This window comes from Brachyspira pilosicoli, from assembly GCF_036997485.1.
Lineage (GTDB): Bacteria > Spirochaetota > Brachyspiria > Brachyspirales > Brachyspiraceae > Brachyspira > Brachyspira pilosicoli_C.
The window spans coordinates 261,914-281,522 of sequence record NZ_JAWLPU010000003.1; the positions used below are offsets into that span (position 1 = coordinate 261,914).

Consider the following 19,609-nt stretch of genomic DNA (forward strand, 5'->3'; position numbering starts at 1 on the left):
TTATATGCATACTATTAATGTAAAAACTAACTCAAGATTTGACATTATAGACATCACTGAAGAAGTGAAAAAATGTATTTGTCAAGAGAATGCAGAATCCGGCATAGCGGTTATATTTACGCCTCACACTACTGCAGGTGTTGGTATTAATGAAAATGCAGACAGCAATGTTTTATTTGATATGAAGAATGCATTTAATAAAGTAGTTGCGCAGCATGATAATTATAGGCACTCTGAAGGTAATTCTCAGGCACATGTTTTGTCGTCTTTGGTTTCTCCGAGTTTAACTGTTATAATAGAAAATGGAGAAATAGTATTGGGAGTTTGGCAGGATATATATTTTTTTGAGTTTGATGGGGCAAGGAATAGAAAAGTTTATGTGCAGGTAATGAAAAAATAAATAGTATTATTGCACTTGGGAGGAGTAGCCCTTGTGCAATAATATTAGGGTTAATGTTTGTCTATTTTTGAAATTTCTTTTTTATAAAGTTTATAATTGAACCAATTAAATCTATTAATATTCACATATATATACCTTTTATATAAAAAATTATATAAAAAAAATATTATTTGTCAATATACATATATGAGGTATTTTAAAAAATCATCGGGTGGAAATGAACGCCGTTTTCTACTTTTATATTGTCATAAATAGCAACAAATCCCAATTTTTTATAGAAGTTTATAGCATAATCGCTTGAATTAACAGAGTATTTATCGCTTTTTATTATATCTTTAGCTCTTTCAAAAAGTCCTTTTCCTAAGCCTAATCTAAAATATTTATCATCAACAAACAAAAGTGATATATGATTATAATTTCTTATTTCTATAAACCCAACAATGATATTTTTTATTCTATCTTTAGCTTTAAGAATGAGAGAGCCGTTAATATATGTTCTCATTAGAATATTATCATGATTAATAAAAGTTAATATATTATTTTTCCCTTCATCGGTATCTAATGATGAATTGTATTTAAGATATATTCTTTTAGCTAAATTACTAATTTCTTCTAAATCTTCTATTTGGGCTGTTTTTATTTCAAAATTATTATTGATTAAACACATTCATAATTCTTTGAAAAGGCAAATGATTAGTATCTTTAATAAAATTGCCGTTTTTATAATATCTCAAATAAGGAATAAGGTCATTTTTCCATTCATTTTCTTTGAAGTTCATAAAGTCTTCATAAAGGCTGCTTTCATTGTAAGTACATATAAACACAGTTAAATCTATATCGCTATTTTGTTCATTAGCATTTAATTCTCTTTTTAATCCTTTCCAATCTCCGCACCAATCTTGTGTAAATATAGCAAGCACTTTTTCGGCAATATTTTTAATATTGCTGCTTACTTCTTTGTTTTCCATAATATATTTCATTTCATTATCATCTATATTTTTAAAAGTTATCATAATATCTCCCTTATTTAATTATATATATTTATTTACATATTTTATTTATAAAATACTATAGCATAATAATATTTTTATCAATAGAGTATATTTTCAAATTTTTCTATTACCTCATTAGGTTTTATTACTTCTCGGCATTCAAAGGTGTTAATGGAGCATTTTCTGCCGCCGCAGATGCAAGCTTTATTATCTGGTTTTTTTTCTATTATATGGCTGTTAACACCTATTGGAAAGTTTATACCGGCGGGTGTTGCAAAATATAGAGCCAAAGTAGGTATACCCACTATAGAAGCAACATGCATAGCTCCAGAATCGTTTCCTATAAATCCATTGCATAAGCTAAGTATTGCTGCTATGTTATCTAATGAAGTATATGGTATAATAGGTTCTTGTTTTAGCATGGATTTTATTTTATCAGATATTTCTTTTTCATTTGGAGTTGTTATAAATAAAGTTAAAGCATTATGTTTATGAGATAAATAATTTATAACTTCAGCAAAATATTCTTCTTTCCAGATTTTGCCAAAACTATTAGTAGCCCCTATGCCATAAGCAAATATTTTTTTATTTTCTGGATTTATAGTTTTAATATATTCTTTAGCATTGTTTAGTATATCTTCTTTTATATTTAACTTTATAGTAGGGCGAGGTTTATTGATGTTTATAGCTTTGAGTAAATTAACATAATAATCAGCAGTATGAATCCATCTTACACTTTCTCTCTCAACAGCGTCAGTAAGCATAAAACTTCTGTAGTCTGCTTTATATCCTATACGCCTTTTTATGCCATGTCCAAATATTCTAAAAGCACTTTCAAAAGAATTCGGAAAAAGTAAAGCCGTATCAAAATGATATTTTCTTAAAGCTGGGAAATTTTTTAATTCTATTACATCATCAACCAAACCGCTTACAGTAAGTATTCCAAACATTGATTTCTTTGCTAATACAGTTATTTTTATGTCTTTATATTCTTCTTTTATTAAATGTATTGCAGGTAAAGACATAACTATATCACCAAGCCAATTTGGAGCATGTATTAATAAATTTTTTATTTTCTTCATTAAGATATATCCAATTGAGAAACAAACTCTTCATATTTTGCTATAATACCAATACATACATTTCTATTCATAACAAGTTTATTAGTTTTTCTCGTATTAATAAAATAATCGTAAAGCATAGAAAAATCATTTCCATAGAAAATGCTAAGCCATGTATCTCTTGCCTCATCTACAACAGATGTGTTTTTAGATTTTATTATATAATAATTTAATTTCTCTTCTTTATCTTGAACAGATATTACAACCTCTATTTCATTATCATTTATTAAAGTAATTTGGTCTTGTATATATGTTTTTTCTATTATACTATCATTATTTTTTATAATAAACTCTTCTTTATCTATAGTGTTGTTAGAATGATAATAAACATTTTCAAATATCATTTTTACTATAAATGGTTTTAAGTCTATATTGATAGCCTTCGTTTCTATTAAAGTTTTAGCTAAATTAGCCACCCCTACATCGAGAAGTGTTAATGTAAGTTTATTATTATCTATTTCTAAATTATTAATAATGCATCCATGCATCTGATTAAGCCCCAAATAATTTAAAGATTTTCCAAGCCTATTTGAGTTTGATAAAATAAAGTTTCTATATATTTTTTCCTCTATATAAACCTCATCAAATACTTTATCATCTAATACAATAGCATTTTTATCAGCCCTTATTTCGTATTGATTGTAAAATATAGTCTCGTATATACTCGGAGAAAGCAAAGGGGCTAACTCATATAATTTTTTATTACTATAATAATCCATACTAAGTTATACAACATTCCCTATATTTTTTATATCATATTCTATATTAAATAATTGATATTTTGTTTTTATATTTTGTTTAATTAAATTGTTATTAACACAACTGCATACAACATTTATATTTTTTTCTTTAGAGAGTTTTTCTGCTATATCTTCTCCTTTTATAATATCTTTTAAAGTGGTATCATTCATAAGGTGGGTGTTATTTACTATGCCTGTAACATTTAATGTTAGTGCAGCTTCTATAGATATAAGATGCCCCAATGCAAGTTCAAATGTTGAATTTTCTTTTCTGTTTGCATTCAAAACAAAAAATACATCAGTTTCATCAGTTTGAACATATTCTCTAAAAGTAGCAAAAGATAAGCTTCCAACAGAGTTTCCTCCCATGTCTATTATTCCTACAATATCTTTATTATTAAATATAGAATAAACTTCAGCAGATACTGCAGGCAAATCTGAACCAGATTGAGGAAGATAAGTTCCTATTATTTTTATATCTTTATCTTTTAGGTTTTGAGAATGTTCTCTTGAGCGAAAGTAAGGATTAACAACATCCAAGTCGGCTATATATATTTGCTTTTCTGTTTTGTTTTTTAAATAGATGGCATAATTAATGGAGAATGTTGTTTTCCCTGAGCCATAATGTCCGCATATTATAGTTACCCTATTATTTTTTATATTCATATCCACCTACATTAAAAAACTTTTTTATAGAATATTTCATATTATAATATAATATATTTTAGAATATTTTCAAATTTTAGTATACATAATTATTATGTAATTATTATAATACCATTGTTTTTGTAAATAAAATAATTTTATAATAAATAATTTTATATGTTTTATATATATATAAATTATAAATATATATTTTTAAGTATATGTAAAAAAAATAATTAAATTAAAAATATAGTCGATACTATATTATAGTTTAAAGTAGGTAAAGTATTATGAGATATATATTAATAATGATGATTTTGTTTTGTGCTAATTTGTTTAGTCAATATGCTACTAATGACGCCTATACACCTCCGCAAAACAATAACACAACAACAACAGAAGAAAGTTATATAACCAATGATGCTGTAGTTGGAAGAAAACCTGCAGTAATTAATGTGCCTATCACAGGATTTAAAAATATAAAATTAGGCTCCACAAGAGAAGACACAATTAGAGCTATATTAGAAGATAATACTATGTTGCTTCCTAAGGAGTATATGCTTAATACAAACGGTGTTGATTTGGCTTCTGAGGAGAGTGCTGATTTTTTATCTTTAGAAGAGAATAAGTTTTATAAGAGCGGATATTTTATTTTTAAAGATGATTCTTTATATTCTATTACTATATATTTTCAGCCTGACCAGGTGGATTTTTTAGAATTATTATCTTCTTTGTCGGCTAAATACGGTAAGGGAGCTTTTTTGGATGCTGAGACAGTTTCTTGGCAAAATGGAGATAATAGAATTATATTGGAACGTCCGAGTATTATTAAATATATTAATATGAATAATATTACAACTACTTCTCAAACGAGAATAAGAGAGAAAGAATCTATACCTCCTCAAAACAATAGAAAAGAGATATTGGAAGGGCTTTAATTTTATGCATAATACTATTTTAACAATTTTTTTATTTGTTTTATTTAGTTTATTTGGATTATTTATTTCTTGCGGGAGTGGGAATAAAAAAGTAGAGATTATTTTAAGCGATGAAAAAGAAGAGGCTGTTGAGGTAAAAAATTATGATGAAGAAGAATTAAAAACAAGTGCTTTAAAATCTTTAGAAGAGTTTTTGTCTTTGCCTTATGATGAAGAGAGTGTAAAGATGGCTTATGATAATTTTTATTCATCTAACTACAAAGAAGTTTTAGCTAAGACACGCAATGTGAAAAATGCAGATGAATATGCTGCTTCTAATCCTTCATTAGATTTTGAGTTTGAAGCAAAGATAGAAAAAGTTTATGGTATAAAGCTTGAAGGAAAAAATGCTTATATAGATGTTGCTACTTCTGTTTATGATAGAGTAAATAAATCCACAGCAAATATGAGGCAAACATTTATTATGGAGCAGGAAAATAATAAATGGGTCATTAATTAATTTTTTATAATTTTACTAATATTTTCAACAGTAAATATTTATCAAAAGTATTAAAATTAATATATTTAAAGTGTATTAAGTTAAAAAATATTTGAAGAATAAAAAAATATTAATGAAAAGAATAATATTCCGAGAATATTAACATAATACTTTATTTAGGAGTTTGACCTTGAAAGAGCCAATAATAGCTGGTGTAGATATCGGCACTTCATCAATAAAAACTGTAATAGCAAGGGTTAATGAAGATAAACTTGATATTATAGGCATAGGGGAGAGCGAGAGTGACGGCATTAGAAAGGGTATTATAGTAAATATAGATGCTGCTGCTGATGCTATAGAGAAATCTATCAATAAAGCAGAAGATATGGCAGGTCTTCAGGCTCCTGATGTGATAGCTACTATAGGCGGCGACCATATAAAGGGCATGAATAGTAAAGGGGTTATAGGTGTTAATACAAAAGATAAAGAGATAACTCCATTAGAAATAGAGAGGGTATTAGAAAGTGCGAAAAATGTTCGTTTGCCTTCAGATATAGAGATTATAGAAACTATAGAACAGGAATATTCTTTAGACGGTCAAGATGAGATAAAAAATCCTATAGGAATGTCTGGTACAAGATTAGAAACTAAGGTTCATCTTATCACTGGGCTTAAATATGTTAGTGAAAACTTAAGAAGAACTTTAAACAAGATGAAGTTCAGCGGCAAAGATTTTATAGTGAGTGTACGCGGAAGTGCCGAGGCTTGTCTTACAGAAGATGAAAAAGAGCTTGGAGTGGTTGTGTTTGATATAGGTCATTCTACTACATCACTCATGGTTTTTCTGGAAGGCTCTGTTTGGCATACTGCTGTTATACCTATAGGAAGTCAGCATATCACAAACGACATAGCCGAAGGTTTGAGGGTAACTATTCCTACAGCAGAGAGATTAAAATGCGAATATGGCTGTGCTTTTGTTGATATGGTAGGCGATAAAGAAATAGTAGAAGTTCCTACTACAAGCGGCAAGAGTAAGGCTATTCCTAAGAAGTTTTTAACAGAAATTATACAAGCGAGAGTAGAAGAGATACTCAGTTTATGCGGTAAAGAATTATCAAAAATGAAATATATAGATTCTTTATCTGCTGGTATGGTTTTTACAGGAGGCGGTTCTTTGCTTCCCGGTTTAGTTGAATTAGCTAAAGCTTATCAAAGCACAGTGAAAGGTTCTATGCCTATTACAGCGAGAATAGGAGTTCCTAATAATATTTACGGCATTACTGATATTGCTAATAATCCGGCATATTCTGCAGTTATTGGCATACTTATGATGAGCTTAGACGAGGCTACTAAGGTTAATATCCCTAATGCTAAAAAAACAACCGAGAAAAAAAGATTTACATTGAAAATAAAAAATCCGTTTTCAGAGTTTTTTAAATAGATATTTATTAAAAATAAATAAAAAAATCATATAAAATTATGATTATTTTATAATGTTAATTTAATATTTTAATTTTTAGATTATGTCAACTAAAATTACACATTATTTTTATAGATTTAGTTATTTTTATTAAATCTACTTGACAAATTGGGTAATTTAGTGTATAAAATACTATTATTATGCTTATTAATTAGTACAAGGAGTGCAATAAATTATGAAAAAGTTATTCGCAGTATTAGCTTCTATTTTTGTTGCTGCATCTGCTTACGGTGTAACAAATTCAACTTTAATTGATTTTGCTATAACAGGTAATGCTGATAATTTGCAGCCTGCAGGAGATGATACAAATGAAGTAGTTTCTGTTCAGCAAAATCTTTACAACGATAACTGGGTAGTATGGTTGAATGAATCTGCTAGATTAACAGAAAACCGCAGGAATTCATATGTTACTAACGTAGATAGTAAAGGTAATAACGGAGCTTGGGAAGCTGGAAAAGTTCTTGGTGTAAGAGTACATTTCCCATTACAAGCTTGGAATAGCTATGCTTTAGTAAAACCTGCTTATCAACTTGAAATGTATGGCGGAACTGATGGTACAAAATATACAGACGGCAAAGGTGTAATACACAATGTTGGCGAAATTAAATCTATTAGTTCTTGGGTATATGGACGTAATTATTTAGTTACTTATTTTGTAAACTTACAAAATGAATTAGGCGAGTTAAAATCTTATCCTATGGGTGCTCTTTACTTCAGCGGTTGGAGACAAGTAAAATGGGAAAATAGAGAATATTTAGCTAATGTTCGCGACAGAGTATTAGTAAGAAAACCTCTTTATCCTAGAATGATTCCTTCTGTAAAATTAGACTCTTTAGGTTTCTATAGAACTAAAGATACTCAAGGCGGAGATTTCATTGCTTATGTTAAAGACGTAACTATGGAATATGATGTAGTAGTTGTTGATTTTGAAGAAGATATCGACGATGAAGCTACTTGGCAGTTATTAAAAACTGAAAATGAAAGAAAACAAGCTATTGAAAATGCTAGAGTTCGTGAAGCTGCTGAGTTACAAGAATTAGAACAAAGACGTATTAATGGCGGCGATGCTCAGCAACAAGATGCTGGTGCAGCAGCTCAAAATACACAAACTGAAGAAACTGCTGCTCAATAATAATTAAGCGAGTTTAAAAAGTTTTAAGGGGAAGCAAATATTTAAGTTGTTTCCCCTTAATTGTATTTTATAAAATCATATTTTATAATAAGTTTTTAATTTTAAGGATTTATTTATGAAATTAATGAATCAACCTATATTAGATAAAAATGATTCTTTATATATTTGTATAGATTTGCAAACCAAGCTTCTTCCTGCTATGGATAATTTGGATAATCTTATAAAAAAGTCTAATATTCTACTAAAAACTTCTGAAATATATAACATACCTCTTTTAGTTACTGAGCAGTATCCTAATGGTTTAGGAGCCACAGATGAAAGAATAATTCTTCCTAAGCATCATAAATTATTTGCTAAGACTCATTTTAGTGTTTTTGCCACTGAAGATTTTGTTCAGGAGTTTAATAGTTTAAATAAAAAAAATATTATAGTGTTTGGAGCTGAGACACATGTATGCGTATATTATAGTGTTTATCATTTGCTTCAAAATGGATATAATGTTTATGTGGCTGCTGATGCTTGTGCTTCGAGGACTGATAATGATAAACAGATTGGCTTAGAGCAGATGAGGAAATTGGGGGCTAATATTATAACTGCTGAGATGGTTCTTTTTGGATTTATAGAGAGTTCAAAAGTGCCTAATTTTAAAGATTTAAGTAATTTATTAAAATAATAAGGAGAATAATTATTATGAGAAGAAAACTTATAGCTGGTAACTGGAAAATGAATAATACTAACAAAGAGGCTTTAGAGTTAGTAAAACAGTTAAAAGATTTAGTAAAAGATGTGAAAGACAGAGACATTATGATAGCACCTACTTTTACTTGCTTGAGCGATGTTAATAATGCTATTAAAGGAAGCAATATCAAATTAGGAGCACAGAATTTATATTTTGAAGAGAAGGGTGCTTTTACTGGTCAGATTTCTGCTGATATGCTTTTGGCTGTAGGATGTGAATATGTTATTATAGGGCACTCTGAATGCCGTGATATATTTGGCGAAAAAGATGAACTTATAAACAAAAAAGTAAAAAGAGCTTTAGATAAAAATTTAGTTCCTGTTTTATGTGTTGGTGAACATTTAGAAGAGAGAGAGAAGGGCATTACTTCTAATATAGTAAGCAGTCAAGTAAAAGAGGCTTTCAAGGGTTTAAGTGAAGCTGAGGCTAAAAAGGTAGTTATAGCTTATGAACCTGTTTGGGCTATTGGTACTGGTAAAACTGCTACTCCTCAAGATGCTGATGATGTACATAAAACTATAAGAGACACATTAAAGTCTATTTATAATGAGAGTGTTGCTGAAGGTATGATTATACTTTATGGCGGAAGTGTTAATGAGAAGAATGCTGATGATTTACTTAATATGCCTAATATAGATGGTGCTTTAGTCGGCGGTGCTTCTTTGGTTGCTGACAAGTTTGCAAGAATAGTTAATTATATAGCTAAGTAAATTATTAAATAATTTTTATTTGAAAGGGGGATATAAGTCCCCCTTGTTTTATTTTTTCATTTATATTATTATATTTAAACTATAATATATGGGTTTTTAAATGAAAAAAGTTGCGTACATTTTTTTGTTATTTTCTTCTTTACTCTTTTGTCAAAATGCAGAGATATCAAAAAAAGATTTTTATTTTCTTAAAGGAAATATTGGTAATACTCCTATAAGTATGTATTTATATAGAGATAATAATAATCTTGTAGGGAGATATTATTATGATACTATAAAACAAATTATTAGCCTAAAGGGAAATATAAACGGAAATAGTTTTCATCTTGATGAGAGCATTAATGATAGGATAATAGGTTCTTTAGATGGTGAAGTTAATGACGAGATGGTTTTTATGGGTAATTGGGTTTCAGCTGACAAAAACAATACTTTCAATTTTTCTTTTTCTTTAGATAGTAATTATCCTATAAATAAAATTAAAATTATAAATGCTAAATTAGATATTAAAGATGATAATGGGAGTTTCGAATCAAGCAGAGATGCAATTATTATAGAAAACTATAAAAACACAAAAGCAATAAACAGAATATCTTTAGACATTGATGAAACTAAATCTATAGATGAAGAAAGTATAACGGCAGCACTTAATAATTTAATTTTATCACAATATAATACTTGGAAAGAAACCATTGCTGAAAATGATAAGTTTAATATGCAAAGAAATATTGATATATCATTTATAGATGATAAGATAATATCGTTTTCTTTATATAATTATTCTTATGCAGGCGGGGCTCATGGTATATATAATGTTCAGCCTAATATATATTTAATATCAACTGGAAAGAGAGTGGGGTTGAATGTATCTGAGCTTATAGATGATGTAGCGGATATTGACTTAATTAATTTAATGCGTACAAAACTTACAGCGAATATGTCAGAATCTGATTTTTTTGATTTTGATTCTATTACATTAAGCGATACATTTGACATTACTCCAACAGGCATAAAGTTTATATGGCCTGCTTATAAGATATCCGATTATGCACATGGTATTATTGAAATAGAGTTTAGATATTCTGAATTAAAGCCGTTTGTAAAAGAAGATTCTGTGTTTATGTATTTATTTGAGTAGGTGAGTTGTTTTATGAATGATAAAGATATACACCCTATAATGAAAGAGCTTACAAAAGTTACCAAGTCTATGCCTATGCCTGTGGTAACAGAGATAAAGCTTATTACAAACAGAGATGCTTATAAAATATTAATTTCCACTATGCTTTCTCTTAGAACAAAAGACCCTACAACAAGAGATGCTTCAATGAGGCTGTTTGAAAAGGCAGGCAGTGCCAAAGAGATGATAAAGCTTACAGAAGAAGAGATTGCTAAGCTTATTTACCCTGTGGGTTTTTATAATGTGAAGGCAAAAAATATACTTGAAGTTTCTAACATGATTATTGATAATTATAATGGGGAAGTGCCTGATGAGATTGATGAACTTTTAAAACTCAAAGGGGTAGGGAGAAAGGTTGCCAATTTAGTAGTTACAGAGGCTTTTGATAAAGACGGAATATGTGTTGACACGCATGTACATAGAATATCAAATAGATTCGGTTATGTTCACACCAAGACGCCGGAAGAGACAGAGTTTGCTTTGAGGGAGAAATTGCCTAAAGAATATTGGCGGGTTTATAATGACACATTAGTTGTTTATGGACAGAACCTATGTAAGCCCATTAGCCCTTTATGCAGTGAATGTACGGTTTCACAGTATTGCGACTATTTCAAGAACAAGAAATAAAATTTTTATGTTTTTATTATTTGCAGGGCTTTGCCCCCTGCGAAGCGTGCCCGTAGGGTAGCACCCCAGTTCTTTTATTGGTATAAAAGACCAAAAGAACTGCATTTAATAGATTATAGCTTTTTATGTATAGATAAAAATATCTTATATTTATATTTACCAATATACAAAGCTATAACACTTGCACTTTTTGCAACTTTTTGCGGCGGGAAAAAGTTGAATAAAAATAAAAACATAAATTATAGTTATTTAATATATACTAAAAAAATTTAAGTTTTTTGTTTGTGGTGGCTTTGCCCCCACACCCCCAGTTCTTTTATTGGTATAAAAGAACCAAAAGAACTGCATTTAATAGATTATAGCTTTTTATGTATATCAAAATATAGCTATTGTTTTATATATTCCAAAATATAAAGCTATAACACTTGCACTTTTACGAAGCGTGCCCGGAGGGCAAAAACTTTGTTACGGTAAAAGTTGAATAACACAAAACACAAAAAATATAATCCTTCAATTAAGCACTAAAAATTATACCCAACTTCAAATTCAAAAGTAAATGGCTTTGCTACTGAATAGCCTGATAACATAGGGGTTCTATTCAAAATATTCTTAAAATGCATAGAAAATATTAAATGCTTAAACCATATAGAATAAAATGATATATTTAAATTATAAAACTTTTTTAATTTTGAAAAGAGAAGTATACAGCAAAAAAAATCTATGTCAAGAAATATTATTTTTTTATATTTCTTAATATTAATATTATGCTTGACATGCAGGCGTTTTTTTATTATTATATCACAAATATTTCTTATGCTTATTAGTTTTATGGAGAGAGTATTGTGATTAGCTATTTTCAAAAGAACAAGAAGAGAAAAAGTATATTAAATAAAATTAAAGAAAAAAGAATAATTATAAATGATTTTTACGTGCCTTTAGGTATAGTTCCTGCAGAGTCTTCTAAACCTAAAGAGGGTGTGAGTATAGAATTAAAAACTTCTGAAGACAGTGATGATATGTATTCTTACAGCATTTCAATATCAGCAAATAGGCTTTCAGATTTATTTCTTAAATTAATAAAATTATTGCCATATTACGCTACTATGGTGATAGAGAGAAAGAGCGAAGATATAAACAGAGAGTTTGATGTGCTTATGAGCGACCCTGATATATCTTTAAGCGAGATTAGAAGGGTGTTTAAAAAATATAATGAGCTTTGGGTAGAATGCGGTTTTGTTGGTTTTGGGGTTATTGATGAGTATAATGATTTTGAGATTTTTATTAATTTAGATAAAGAAATCATTATAAACACTCCTTTTAAAAATATTAAAAAGATTAACAGAATATTAGATTCTTTTAATCTTTTAGATGAGACTCCTGTTTTTATTAGTTCTGATATTCACTGGCATTATTCTTTATCTTCTATAGTATCTTATGAGAGTTATAGCGAAACTTATGAATATATATTTGATTATTATGATATTATTAATAATTTAAAGCATAGTTTTGGTTTTGTGATGATTAATGATGATGAGAAAATAATAGATAAAGAGCCTAAATGGTGGAATGTTACTGTTCGCTGTCTTGGTAAGTGTAAGACTGTATCTTTTGTTTCTACATATTACATAGTAGCAAACACAATAGAAGAGATGGAAACTGTAATAGAAGAAAAAATGAAAGAGCTTGATATAGAGTATTATTATATATACGACTATTACAATGTTGACCCTAACAATTATCATCATAAAAGCGTAAACTTATCAAACAAAGATAATTTATTTTTTAGGAAAGCACCTTTTGGAATATGGGCAGAGTCTGACATATTTATAAGCAAGGTAAAAGATATTAGTTTGTTTTATATAAATAGAAGTTATGAAAGAGCATATTAAAAATCAATTTAAATACTGTCCCTATTGCGGAGAGAAAGATTCTTTTATATATAATGGTGTAAAGATATTTAATTGTTCAAAGTGCGGGAGGAGCTATTTTGTTAATCCTGCTTCTGCGGGCGGAATGGTTGTTGAAACACCTAAAGGCATTGTATTTGTTGAGAGAAAGTTTGAACCTAAGAAGGGTTATATTGATTTGCCTGGCGGGTTTTGCGAGCCTTATGAAAAAATAGAAGATGCTGTTAGAAGAGAGCTTTTTGAAGAGACTAATATAAAAATAGATAATATACATTTTCTTATAAGCGGTAGTAATGAGTATATTTATGAAGGCATGATGTATGTTACTACTGATATGTTTTTTTATGCCAAAATAGATTATGTGCCTGATGTTAAACCTTCTGATGATGCATCTGAGGTGGTATTTATAAAAAAAGAGAATATTGATTTTGACAGATTAGCTTTCAAATCATCAAAAGAGGCTTTAAGAGAATATATTAAAATAACTCAGTAATTATATGATAATAAGTGCAAGCAGAAGAACGGATATTCCTTGTTATTACTGTGATTGGTTTTTTGACAGAATAAAAGAGGGGTATTGTTTAGTAAGAAATCCTTTTAACAGTCATCAGGTAAGTAAAATAGATTTGTCGGCTGATGTTGTTGATTGTATAGTGTTTTGGACTAAAGATGTCTCTCCTATGATTGATAAACTATATTTAATTAAAGACTATAAATATTATTTTCAATTTACAATTAACTCATACGGTGAAGATATAGAAAATGTTATTTCAAAGAGAAAAGAGAAAATAATATATTCGTTTAAAAGGCTTTCAGAGAAGATAGGAAAAGAAAAAGTTTTGTGGCGTTATGACCCTATTATTTTAAGCGATAAATATAGCCTTGATTATCATAAAAAACATTTTGAATATTTAATAAAAGAGCTTCATAACTATACCAAAAAATGCATAATAAGTTTTGTTGATATCTATAAAAAAATAGAAAGCAAAATAAAAGATATAAATATAAAAAAAGATGATGAGCATATTTTTGAATTATCTTCTTTTATTAGCGATATTTCTAAACATTATAATATAACTGTAGAAGCTTGCTGTGAGGATTTGCCTAATATTGCTAAAAGTAAATGCATTGATGAAAAGCTAATATCAAAGATAGTAGGGTATAATATAAAAGCAAAGAAAGACAAAAATCAAAGGCTTAATTGCGGGTGTGTTGAAAGTATTGACATAGGAGCTTACAACACTTGCTTATCTGATTGCATTTACTGTTATGCGAATAATAAAAATAACATCAAAAACTCTTCTGTATTTTTGGAGCAGTATAAGCAATTAAGTGATTTGGATATTGTTACAGAGAGAAAGTGCTATTCTTTAAAAGAGTAATTTATAATTTTATATATTTTTTTATATTTTATAATTTTTTAAAATGTATATAATTAAAAATTATGGAGGATGTTATGGACTTAGAAAAAAAACTTGAACAATATTATGAAATCAATATAATGGATAATATAAAAATATGCGAATCTACAAATGATTTTAGCAAAATAAGAATGGGTCCTTATGATTATTTTTATAGTCAAGATGAATTTTTGAAAGATTATTTTTCTATAGAAGATGAGAAATTAAAAAAAAGATATGAACATTTAATGAAGATATTTATTTACGGAAAAGATAAGAAAGGAGAATACGGATATAGGTATGTTATTTTTGATTATATAGTCAATAGAGATTTTGAAAAGTCGCTTAGATATCTTACCTATGAATATGATAAAAAATATAAAGAGTATTCAAGAACTCTAAATGGTGAAGGTTCAATATATAAAGTTTTTGATGATTTTAATAAATACTTTAGCAAAGAGTTTCATAAATATACAGATAAATATATTGATATTATTAATAACAATGATAATAAAAAAATATTAAAAAAAATGGACAGAGATGCTGTAATACCATTGATTGCAATATGTTCTGTGATAAAAAATAATAAAGAATGCGATGAAAAATATATTAATGCAGCTATAAAATCATTCGATGTTCTTCCTAATGTTTATGATACTTTAAATGTAATTGCTGCTCTTTTGGATAAAAATGAAGATATAAAAAATAAATTTATAGAAGTGCTTAATAAAAATGAAGAATATATCATTGACATGAATATTATACTTGGATATTATTTAAGAACATTAGATTATACAAATCCTTATAAAGCTAAAGAGAAATTCTTTAATGCAATAAATTATCCAAATGATTTTACATTTATAGCACAGCATTTTGAGAACTATTTTCATTATGAGTTTATTTATGGGGCAAGAGATTTATATTTGAATCATAAAGAAGATTTTTATAAAATTTATAATTTTGTAGGAAACAGTTTAAATAGTGATAGGTACAATATTAATAGAAATAATGATAGAAACAAAAGAATATTTTTAGTGCTTAGCGGTATTTTATTAGAACATAATGATAAAAAAATAGACAATAATAATTTAAAAAAAGCTGCTGCTGTATTACAAACAATAGTGAATCATTTTACAAAAGAGGATACTGATAGATATACGAAACTTCCTCTTTTTTCTACTACAGAAAATATTGAAGAGATATTTGATAAAGATAAAAATAAAAACTTTGATGAGCTTATTAAATATTATACAGATAAAAGAAATGCTTATGTGCTTTACAGCAGATGGGATACTGCTCCAGAAATAAGACTTAATTCAGAGCTTTATTATATATATCCGTTGTTTAATTATGACAGTGATGAAACAAAAAAATATAAAAAGTTTGCTATTGATGTTTTGAAATATTTGCCTATTCATCTTGGAATAAGAAAATATATAGAAGTTCAAGCCTCTATAGGAAATAAAACTCTAAAAGAAGTTATTGACAGTTTATTAAATAACAAAGAATTAAATATTACATTAAAAGAAATTTTATTATCATATTATTTTGATTATGCGGGAGATGCTTCTGGGTATTATTATAATGATGGAAGATGTTTGCCTACGCTTTATCATGAGCTTAGATGTTTAGATGAAAATAATAATGTAGTGATAAACAGTGTGAAAGATGAATTATTTAAAAGCTATTTTGATGAAGTGCTAAATATATTAAATGATGATAAGTTTCTAAAAGATAATATAGCACCAAACAAAAACGCTGCATTAGATTTATTGAAGAGTATATATAATAAAATTAATGATTATAATATAGTTTACAAAGTTCTTGAAAATACAAATAGGGCAGAGGTTAAAAGATATTGTTTAAAACTTATTTCTGACAATGAAGCTATTACAAGAGAGTATGTTGAAAAAATGTCTGAAAAAATAAAATCGTCAGAGCTTAAAGGAGCTTTAAAAAATATTATTAAGAATTGGAACTTAAAAAAATACGGTGATAATTTCAAAAGTATTGATGAGGCGTTGGAGTTTATTGACATTTACTACAACAAAAACTATGAGAAAAATATAAAGTTTTTAGATGATGTTAAGCTTACAAAAGTTTTATACAAAAATGGCAAAGAGGCTGATGAGAGAGTATTTAAATATATTGTTATGGAGTATATGAATTTAGTAGAGCCTGCAAGATTAAAAGACTGCGACATGCTTGTTGATATTCTTGATGATTCTTCATTTGCTGATGCTTTGGAGAGTCTTTATAGTTATTGGAGCGATTCTAACTATGAAGCTGCAAAGAAAAATATATTAATACCTTATTTGATATATTCTTATGATTTGAAAATAGATAAGGTTTATCCGCTCATAAAAGAGTTTGCAAAAGGCTCACGTACTGTTATGGCAGGATTTATTATAAAGTGTATGGCATTAAACGGAAAAAACTATGCATTAATATTGGTAGACGGACTTACAAGAAAAGCTCCTACTGCAAAAATAAAAGAAGTTGCAATAGAGACAATGGAGAATGCTGCTTATATGCTTGATATGACCGCAGATGAGCTTTCAGATAGAATAATACCTAATTTTGGATTTAATCAAAAAGGCGAAAAAGTTCTAAACTACGGCGGAGAAGCTAAAAGAACATTCACATTATCAATAAACAATAATCTTGAACTTACAATTACAGACAATGAAAAAGAAAAGATAATAAAATCACTTCCTGCCCCAAACAGCAAAGACGATAAAGCAGAAGCAGACAGTGCCAAAAAAGAATATACTACCCTCAAAAAAGAAATAAAGACTTTGATACAGAATCAGAAAATAAGGCTTCAAAAAGTGTTATTAAACGGCAGAAAATGGACTTACAACAATTTTAAAACTGTATTTGTAGAAAACCCAATAATGAACATGTTTGCTTTAAAACTTATTTGGGGTGCTTATGATGAGAACAACAATTTAATACAAAGTTTCAGGTATATGGAAGACGGCACTTTTAATACTGTTGACGAAGAAGAATATACTCTAAAAGAAGATAGCTTAATAACTTTAGTTCACCCTTTAGAATTAGATTCTAACACTATAGAGAAATGGAAAAGTCAATTATCAGATTATGAGATAGTTCAGCCGATAGAGCAGCTTAATTTAAAATATGAAGAGATTACAGAAAAAGACATTAATGAAGATAGAATTAATTCTTTAAACTCCAAAACAATAAAGGCAGGAGTATTAATGTCATTAGCAAGCAAATACGATATGGCAAGAGGTGAGACTATGGATGGAGGAAGTTTCTCTGAGTACATATTAAAAGACAGTTACCTTAACATATCAGTTCACATTTCATTTGACTATATGTATTTCGGAATGGACGCTAATGAAGATGTTGGTTTTGGGGACATTGAGTTTTATGAGATTAGTGACGGCATTGAGACTTTGATTAATCCTCTAAAAGTTAATAAAAGATTTGCTTCATCAATTTACAGTATAGTGAAGAGCGTTTTTGCTGACTAAGTTTATTTAACACGCACGGTAATTAGATTAGAAATTTAAAGTAGTTAATAATGCAATTTGTGTTGTTAACTACTTTTTTGTTTGTCGTGCGGTTTAAGATTTATATGTAAAAATCTATACTTCTTAAATGCAGTTCTTTTGGTTCTTTTATACCAATACCGAGTAGGTGCCTATCGGCAAAAGAACTGTGGGCGTGGGGGCAAAGCCACCACAAATAATAAAAAACATAAAAATTTTATTGTTCTTTTTCCCCCCTTTAGGCTTTCTGTTTTTTCTTTTGTTTATGTCTTGATTTTCTTTTTTGTTTATGCTGTTGTTTTAGCTGCCCACCCAAGTTTTTTTATTTTTTAGTTTACATAACGCACGCTAAGATGAGCAAGGTTTGTAAATCGATTAATAATATAATTTTTGTTATGTTTAATAATAAGTTTACCGTGCGGAAAATGAAGCATTATTTAAAATAAAAATTTAATTACATTTCCCCCCTTTAGGCTTTCTGTTTTATTTTGTTTATGCGTTGATTTTCTTTTTTGTTTATACTGTTATTTTAGCTGCCCGCCCAAGATTTTTTTAAATTTATAGTTCGTACAACGCACGCTAAGATGAGCAAGGTTTGTAAATCGATTAATAATATAATTTTTGTTATGTTTAATAATAAGTTTACCGTGCGGAAAATGAAGCCCTGATTCAAATAAAAATTTAAATTACGTTCCCCGCCCTTTAGGCTTTCTGTTTTTTATTTTGTTTATGCGTTGATTTTCTTTTTTGTTTATACTGTTGTTTTAGCTGCCCACCCAAGTTTTTTTATTTTTTAGTTTATATAACGCACGCTAAATTAAGCAAGGTTTCTAAACTAATTAATAATGTAGTTTTTATTATATTTAAAAATCTTTTCACCGTGTGGTAAATGAAGCCCTGATTCAAATAAAAATTTAAATTACGTTCCCCGCCCTTTAGGTTTTCTGTTTTTTCTTTTATTTATGCGTTGATTTTATTTTTTTTGTTTATACTGTTATTTTAGCTACCCGCCCAAGATTTTTTTAAATTTATAGTTCGTACAACGCACGCTAAGCTAAGCAAGGTTTGTAAATCAATTAATAATATAATTTTTGTTATGTTTTAAAACAATTTCACCGTGCGGTATTTTTGATATAGTCAAAGCAGAGTAGGTGATGTAAATTCTATTTATCATTTTGCTTCATTATTGACTTTAATATTATGTTTGTTATAATATTCTAAATAAGTCTTTAAGGAGAATAATATATTATGAGTTTAAATATAGAAGATAAAGGTAAAGCAAAAATTGTTATGTTAGAAGGTAAATTAGATGTTAATTTATCTGTATCTTTAGAAAGTGAGTTAGATGCATTAATAGATTCTGGAAGTAATAATTTAATTTTAGAGATTTCTAAAGTTGAATATTTAAGTTCAAGCGGAATTAGAGTGTTTATTAATATGATGAGAAAGGTAAAAGATAAAAACGGAAGACTTGTTTTAGCTTCAGTGCCAGGCTCAATAAAAAAAATATTAAAAACTGTAGATTTAGAAGATTTATTTGAAGTTTTTGATACTGTTGATGAGGCTTTAGCTACATTCTAAAATATTTTGAATGTTTTGTTTTAA

The 19,609-nt window shown here is 28.1% G+C and carries 19 protein-coding genes; 14 read left to right on the forward strand and 5 right to left on the reverse strand.

What is annotated here, in order from left to right; translation table 11 throughout:
* Positions 1 to 4 precede the first annotated feature (4 nt).
* Positions 5 to 400: a secondary thiamine-phosphate synthase enzyme YjbQ gene (locus R4I97_RS09120; protein WP_335784734.1), complete on the forward strand. Its 396-nt coding sequence runs from the start codon at positions 5 to 7 to the stop codon at positions 398 to 400.
* Between the two features lie 196 nt (positions 401 to 596).
* Here R4I97_RS09120 and R4I97_RS09125 read toward each other — a convergent pair whose 3' ends face one another.
* From R4I97_RS09125 to R4I97_RS09145, 5 genes are all read right to left on the reverse strand, one after another.
* Positions 597 to 1,067 (reverse strand): GNAT family N-acetyltransferase, encoded by a 471-nt coding sequence (locus R4I97_RS09125; protein WP_335784735.1) that lies wholly within the window; start codon positions 1,065 to 1,067, stop codon positions 597 to 599.
* Positions 1,051 to 1,413, reverse strand: coding sequence for a hypothetical protein (locus R4I97_RS09130; RefSeq protein WP_335784736.1), 363 nt, complete (start codon positions 1,411 to 1,413; stop codon positions 1,051 to 1,053). Before R4I97_RS09130 ends, R4I97_RS09125 begins: the two co-directional genes overlap by 17 nt.
* A gap of 77 nt (positions 1,414 to 1,490) precedes the next feature.
* On the reverse strand, positions 1,491 to 2,474 hold the full coding sequence (waaF, locus tag R4I97_RS09135; protein WP_335784737.1) for a lipopolysaccharide heptosyltransferase II: 984 nt from the start codon (positions 2,472 to 2,474) through the stop codon (positions 1,491 to 1,493).
* A complete protein-coding gene (locus R4I97_RS09140) occupies positions 2,474 to 3,232 on the reverse strand; it encodes a hypothetical protein (protein WP_335784738.1) in 759 nt (252 codons plus the stop codon). Before R4I97_RS09140 ends, waaF begins: the two co-directional genes overlap by 1 nt.
* 6 nt (positions 3,233 to 3,238) lie before the next feature.
* Positions 3,239 to 3,919 carry an ATP/GTP-binding protein gene (locus R4I97_RS09145; protein WP_335784739.1) on the reverse strand — a complete coding sequence of 227 codons (681 nt, stop codon included), beginning with the start codon at positions 3,917 to 3,919 and terminating at the stop codon, positions 3,239 to 3,241.
* Between the two features lie 269 nt (positions 3,920 to 4,188).
* Between R4I97_RS09145 and R4I97_RS09150 the strand changes: the two genes are divergently transcribed.
* The 13 genes from R4I97_RS09150 (at position 4,189) to R4I97_RS09210 (ending at position 19,585) form a co-directional block, all read left to right on the forward strand.
* Positions 4,189 to 4,836, forward strand: a complete 648-nt coding sequence (locus tag R4I97_RS09150; protein WP_335784740.1) for a hypothetical protein — start codon at positions 4,189 to 4,191, stop codon at positions 4,834 to 4,836.
* A 4-nt stretch (positions 4,837 to 4,840) separates the two neighbouring features.
* Positions 4,841 to 5,335 (forward strand): hypothetical protein, encoded by a 495-nt coding sequence (locus R4I97_RS09155; protein WP_335784741.1) that lies wholly within the window; start codon positions 4,841 to 4,843, stop codon positions 5,333 to 5,335.
* A gap of 169 nt (positions 5,336 to 5,504) precedes the next feature.
* On the forward strand, positions 5,505 to 6,755 hold the full coding sequence (ftsA, locus tag R4I97_RS09160; RefSeq protein ID WP_335784742.1) for a cell division protein FtsA: 1,251 nt from the start codon (positions 5,505 to 5,507) through the stop codon (positions 6,753 to 6,755).
* Between the two features lie 214 nt (positions 6,756 to 6,969).
* Complete coding sequence (locus R4I97_RS09165; RefSeq protein WP_335784743.1) at positions 6,970 to 7,926, forward strand: flagellar filament outer layer protein FlaA; 957 nt, start codon at positions 6,970 to 6,972, stop codon at positions 7,924 to 7,926.
* Positions 7,927 to 8,041: 115 nt separating this feature from the next.
* Positions 8,042 to 8,599: an isochorismatase family protein gene (locus R4I97_RS09170; protein WP_335784744.1), complete on the forward strand. Its 558-nt coding sequence runs from the start codon at positions 8,042 to 8,044 to the stop codon at positions 8,597 to 8,599.
* Positions 8,600 to 8,613: 14 nt separating this feature from the next.
* Positions 8,614 to 9,375 (forward strand): triose-phosphate isomerase, encoded by a 762-nt coding sequence (tpiA, locus tag R4I97_RS09175; protein WP_335784934.1) that lies wholly within the window; start codon positions 8,614 to 8,616, stop codon positions 9,373 to 9,375.
* A gap of 100 nt (positions 9,376 to 9,475) precedes the next feature.
* Complete coding sequence (locus R4I97_RS09180) at positions 9,476 to 10,510, forward strand: PdaC/SigV domain-containing protein (RefSeq protein ID WP_335784745.1); 1,035 nt, start codon at positions 9,476 to 9,478, stop codon at positions 10,508 to 10,510.
* 12 nt (positions 10,511 to 10,522) lie between these two features.
* A complete protein-coding gene (locus R4I97_RS09185) occupies positions 10,523 to 11,176 on the forward strand; it encodes an endonuclease III (RefSeq protein WP_335784746.1) in 654 nt (217 codons plus the stop codon).
* Between the two features lie 842 nt (positions 11,177 to 12,018).
* Complete coding sequence (locus R4I97_RS09190) at positions 12,019 to 13,065, forward strand: hypothetical protein (RefSeq protein ID WP_335784747.1); 1,047 nt, start codon at positions 12,019 to 12,021, stop codon at positions 13,063 to 13,065.
* Positions 13,049 to 13,576, forward strand: a complete 528-nt coding sequence (locus R4I97_RS09195; RefSeq protein WP_335784748.1) for an NUDIX hydrolase — start codon at positions 13,049 to 13,051, stop codon at positions 13,574 to 13,576. Before R4I97_RS09190 ends, R4I97_RS09195 begins: the two co-directional genes overlap by 17 nt.
* Before the next feature lie 4 nt (positions 13,577 to 13,580).
* Positions 13,581 to 14,465 carry a DUF1848 domain-containing protein gene (locus R4I97_RS09200; RefSeq protein ID WP_335784749.1) on the forward strand — a complete coding sequence of 295 codons (885 nt, stop codon included), beginning with the start codon at positions 13,581 to 13,583 and terminating at the stop codon, positions 14,463 to 14,465.
* Between the two features lie 74 nt (positions 14,466 to 14,539).
* The gene (locus R4I97_RS09205; protein ID WP_335784750.1) at positions 14,540 to 17,986 is read left to right on the forward strand and encodes a DUF4132 domain-containing protein; all 3,447 of its coding nucleotides are present in this window, start codon (positions 14,540 to 14,542) and stop codon (positions 17,984 to 17,986) included.
* A gap of 1,266 nt (positions 17,987 to 19,252) precedes the next feature.
* Positions 19,253 to 19,585, forward strand: coding sequence for an STAS domain-containing protein (locus R4I97_RS09210; protein ID WP_335784751.1), 333 nt, complete (start codon positions 19,253 to 19,255; stop codon positions 19,583 to 19,585).
* The last annotated feature ends 24 nt before the right edge of the window (positions 19,586 to 19,609 follow it).

Excerpts from the sequence above, each read along its gene's own strand:
- R4I97_RS09155 (WP_335784741.1), top strand. The coding sequence starts at position 4,841 with ATGCATAATACTATTTTAACAATTTTTTTATTTGTTTTATTTAGTTTA.
- waaF (WP_335784737.1), bottom strand. The coding sequence starts at position 2,474 with ATGAAGAAAATAAAAAATTTATTAATACATGCTCCAAATTGGCTTGGT.
- R4I97_RS09150 (WP_335784740.1), top strand. The coding sequence starts at position 4,189 with ATGAGATATATATTAATAATGATGATTTTGTTTTGTGCTAATTTGTTT.
- R4I97_RS09210 (WP_335784751.1), top strand. The coding sequence starts at position 19,253 with ATGAGTTTAAATATAGAAGATAAAGGTAAAGCAAAAATTGTTATGTTA.
- R4I97_RS09130 (WP_335784736.1), bottom strand. The coding sequence starts at position 1,413 with ATGATAACTTTTAAAAATATAGATGATAATGAAATGAAATATATTATG.
- R4I97_RS09125 (WP_335784735.1), bottom strand. The coding sequence starts at position 1,067 with ATGTGTTTAATCAATAATAATTTTGAAATAAAAACAGCCCAAATAGAA.
- R4I97_RS09195 (WP_335784748.1), top strand. The coding sequence starts at position 13,049 with ATGAAAGAGCATATTAAAAATCAATTTAAATACTGTCCCTATTGCGGA.
- R4I97_RS09205 (WP_335784750.1), top strand. The coding sequence starts at position 14,540 with ATGGACTTAGAAAAAAAACTTGAACAATATTATGAAATCAATATAATG.
- R4I97_RS09165 (WP_335784743.1), top strand. The coding sequence starts at position 6,970 with ATGAAAAAGTTATTCGCAGTATTAGCTTCTATTTTTGTTGCTGCATCT.
- R4I97_RS09170 (WP_335784744.1), top strand. The coding sequence starts at position 8,042 with ATGAAATTAATGAATCAACCTATATTAGATAAAAATGATTCTTTATAT.
- R4I97_RS09200 (WP_335784749.1), top strand. The coding sequence starts at position 13,581 with ATGATAATAAGTGCAAGCAGAAGAACGGATATTCCTTGTTATTACTGT.
- R4I97_RS09140 (WP_335784738.1), bottom strand. The coding sequence starts at position 3,232 with ATGGATTATTATAGTAATAAAAAATTATATGAGTTAGCCCCTTTGCTT.
- R4I97_RS09185 (WP_335784746.1), top strand. The coding sequence starts at position 10,523 with ATGAATGATAAAGATATACACCCTATAATGAAAGAGCTTACAAAAGTT.
- R4I97_RS09120 (WP_335784734.1), top strand. The coding sequence starts at position 5 with ATGCATACTATTAATGTAAAAACTAACTCAAGATTTGACATTATAGAC.
- R4I97_RS09180 (WP_335784745.1), top strand. The coding sequence starts at position 9,476 with ATGAAAAAAGTTGCGTACATTTTTTTGTTATTTTCTTCTTTACTCTTT.
- R4I97_RS09145 (WP_335784739.1), bottom strand. The coding sequence starts at position 3,919 with ATGAATATAAAAAATAATAGGGTAACTATAATATGCGGACATTATGGC.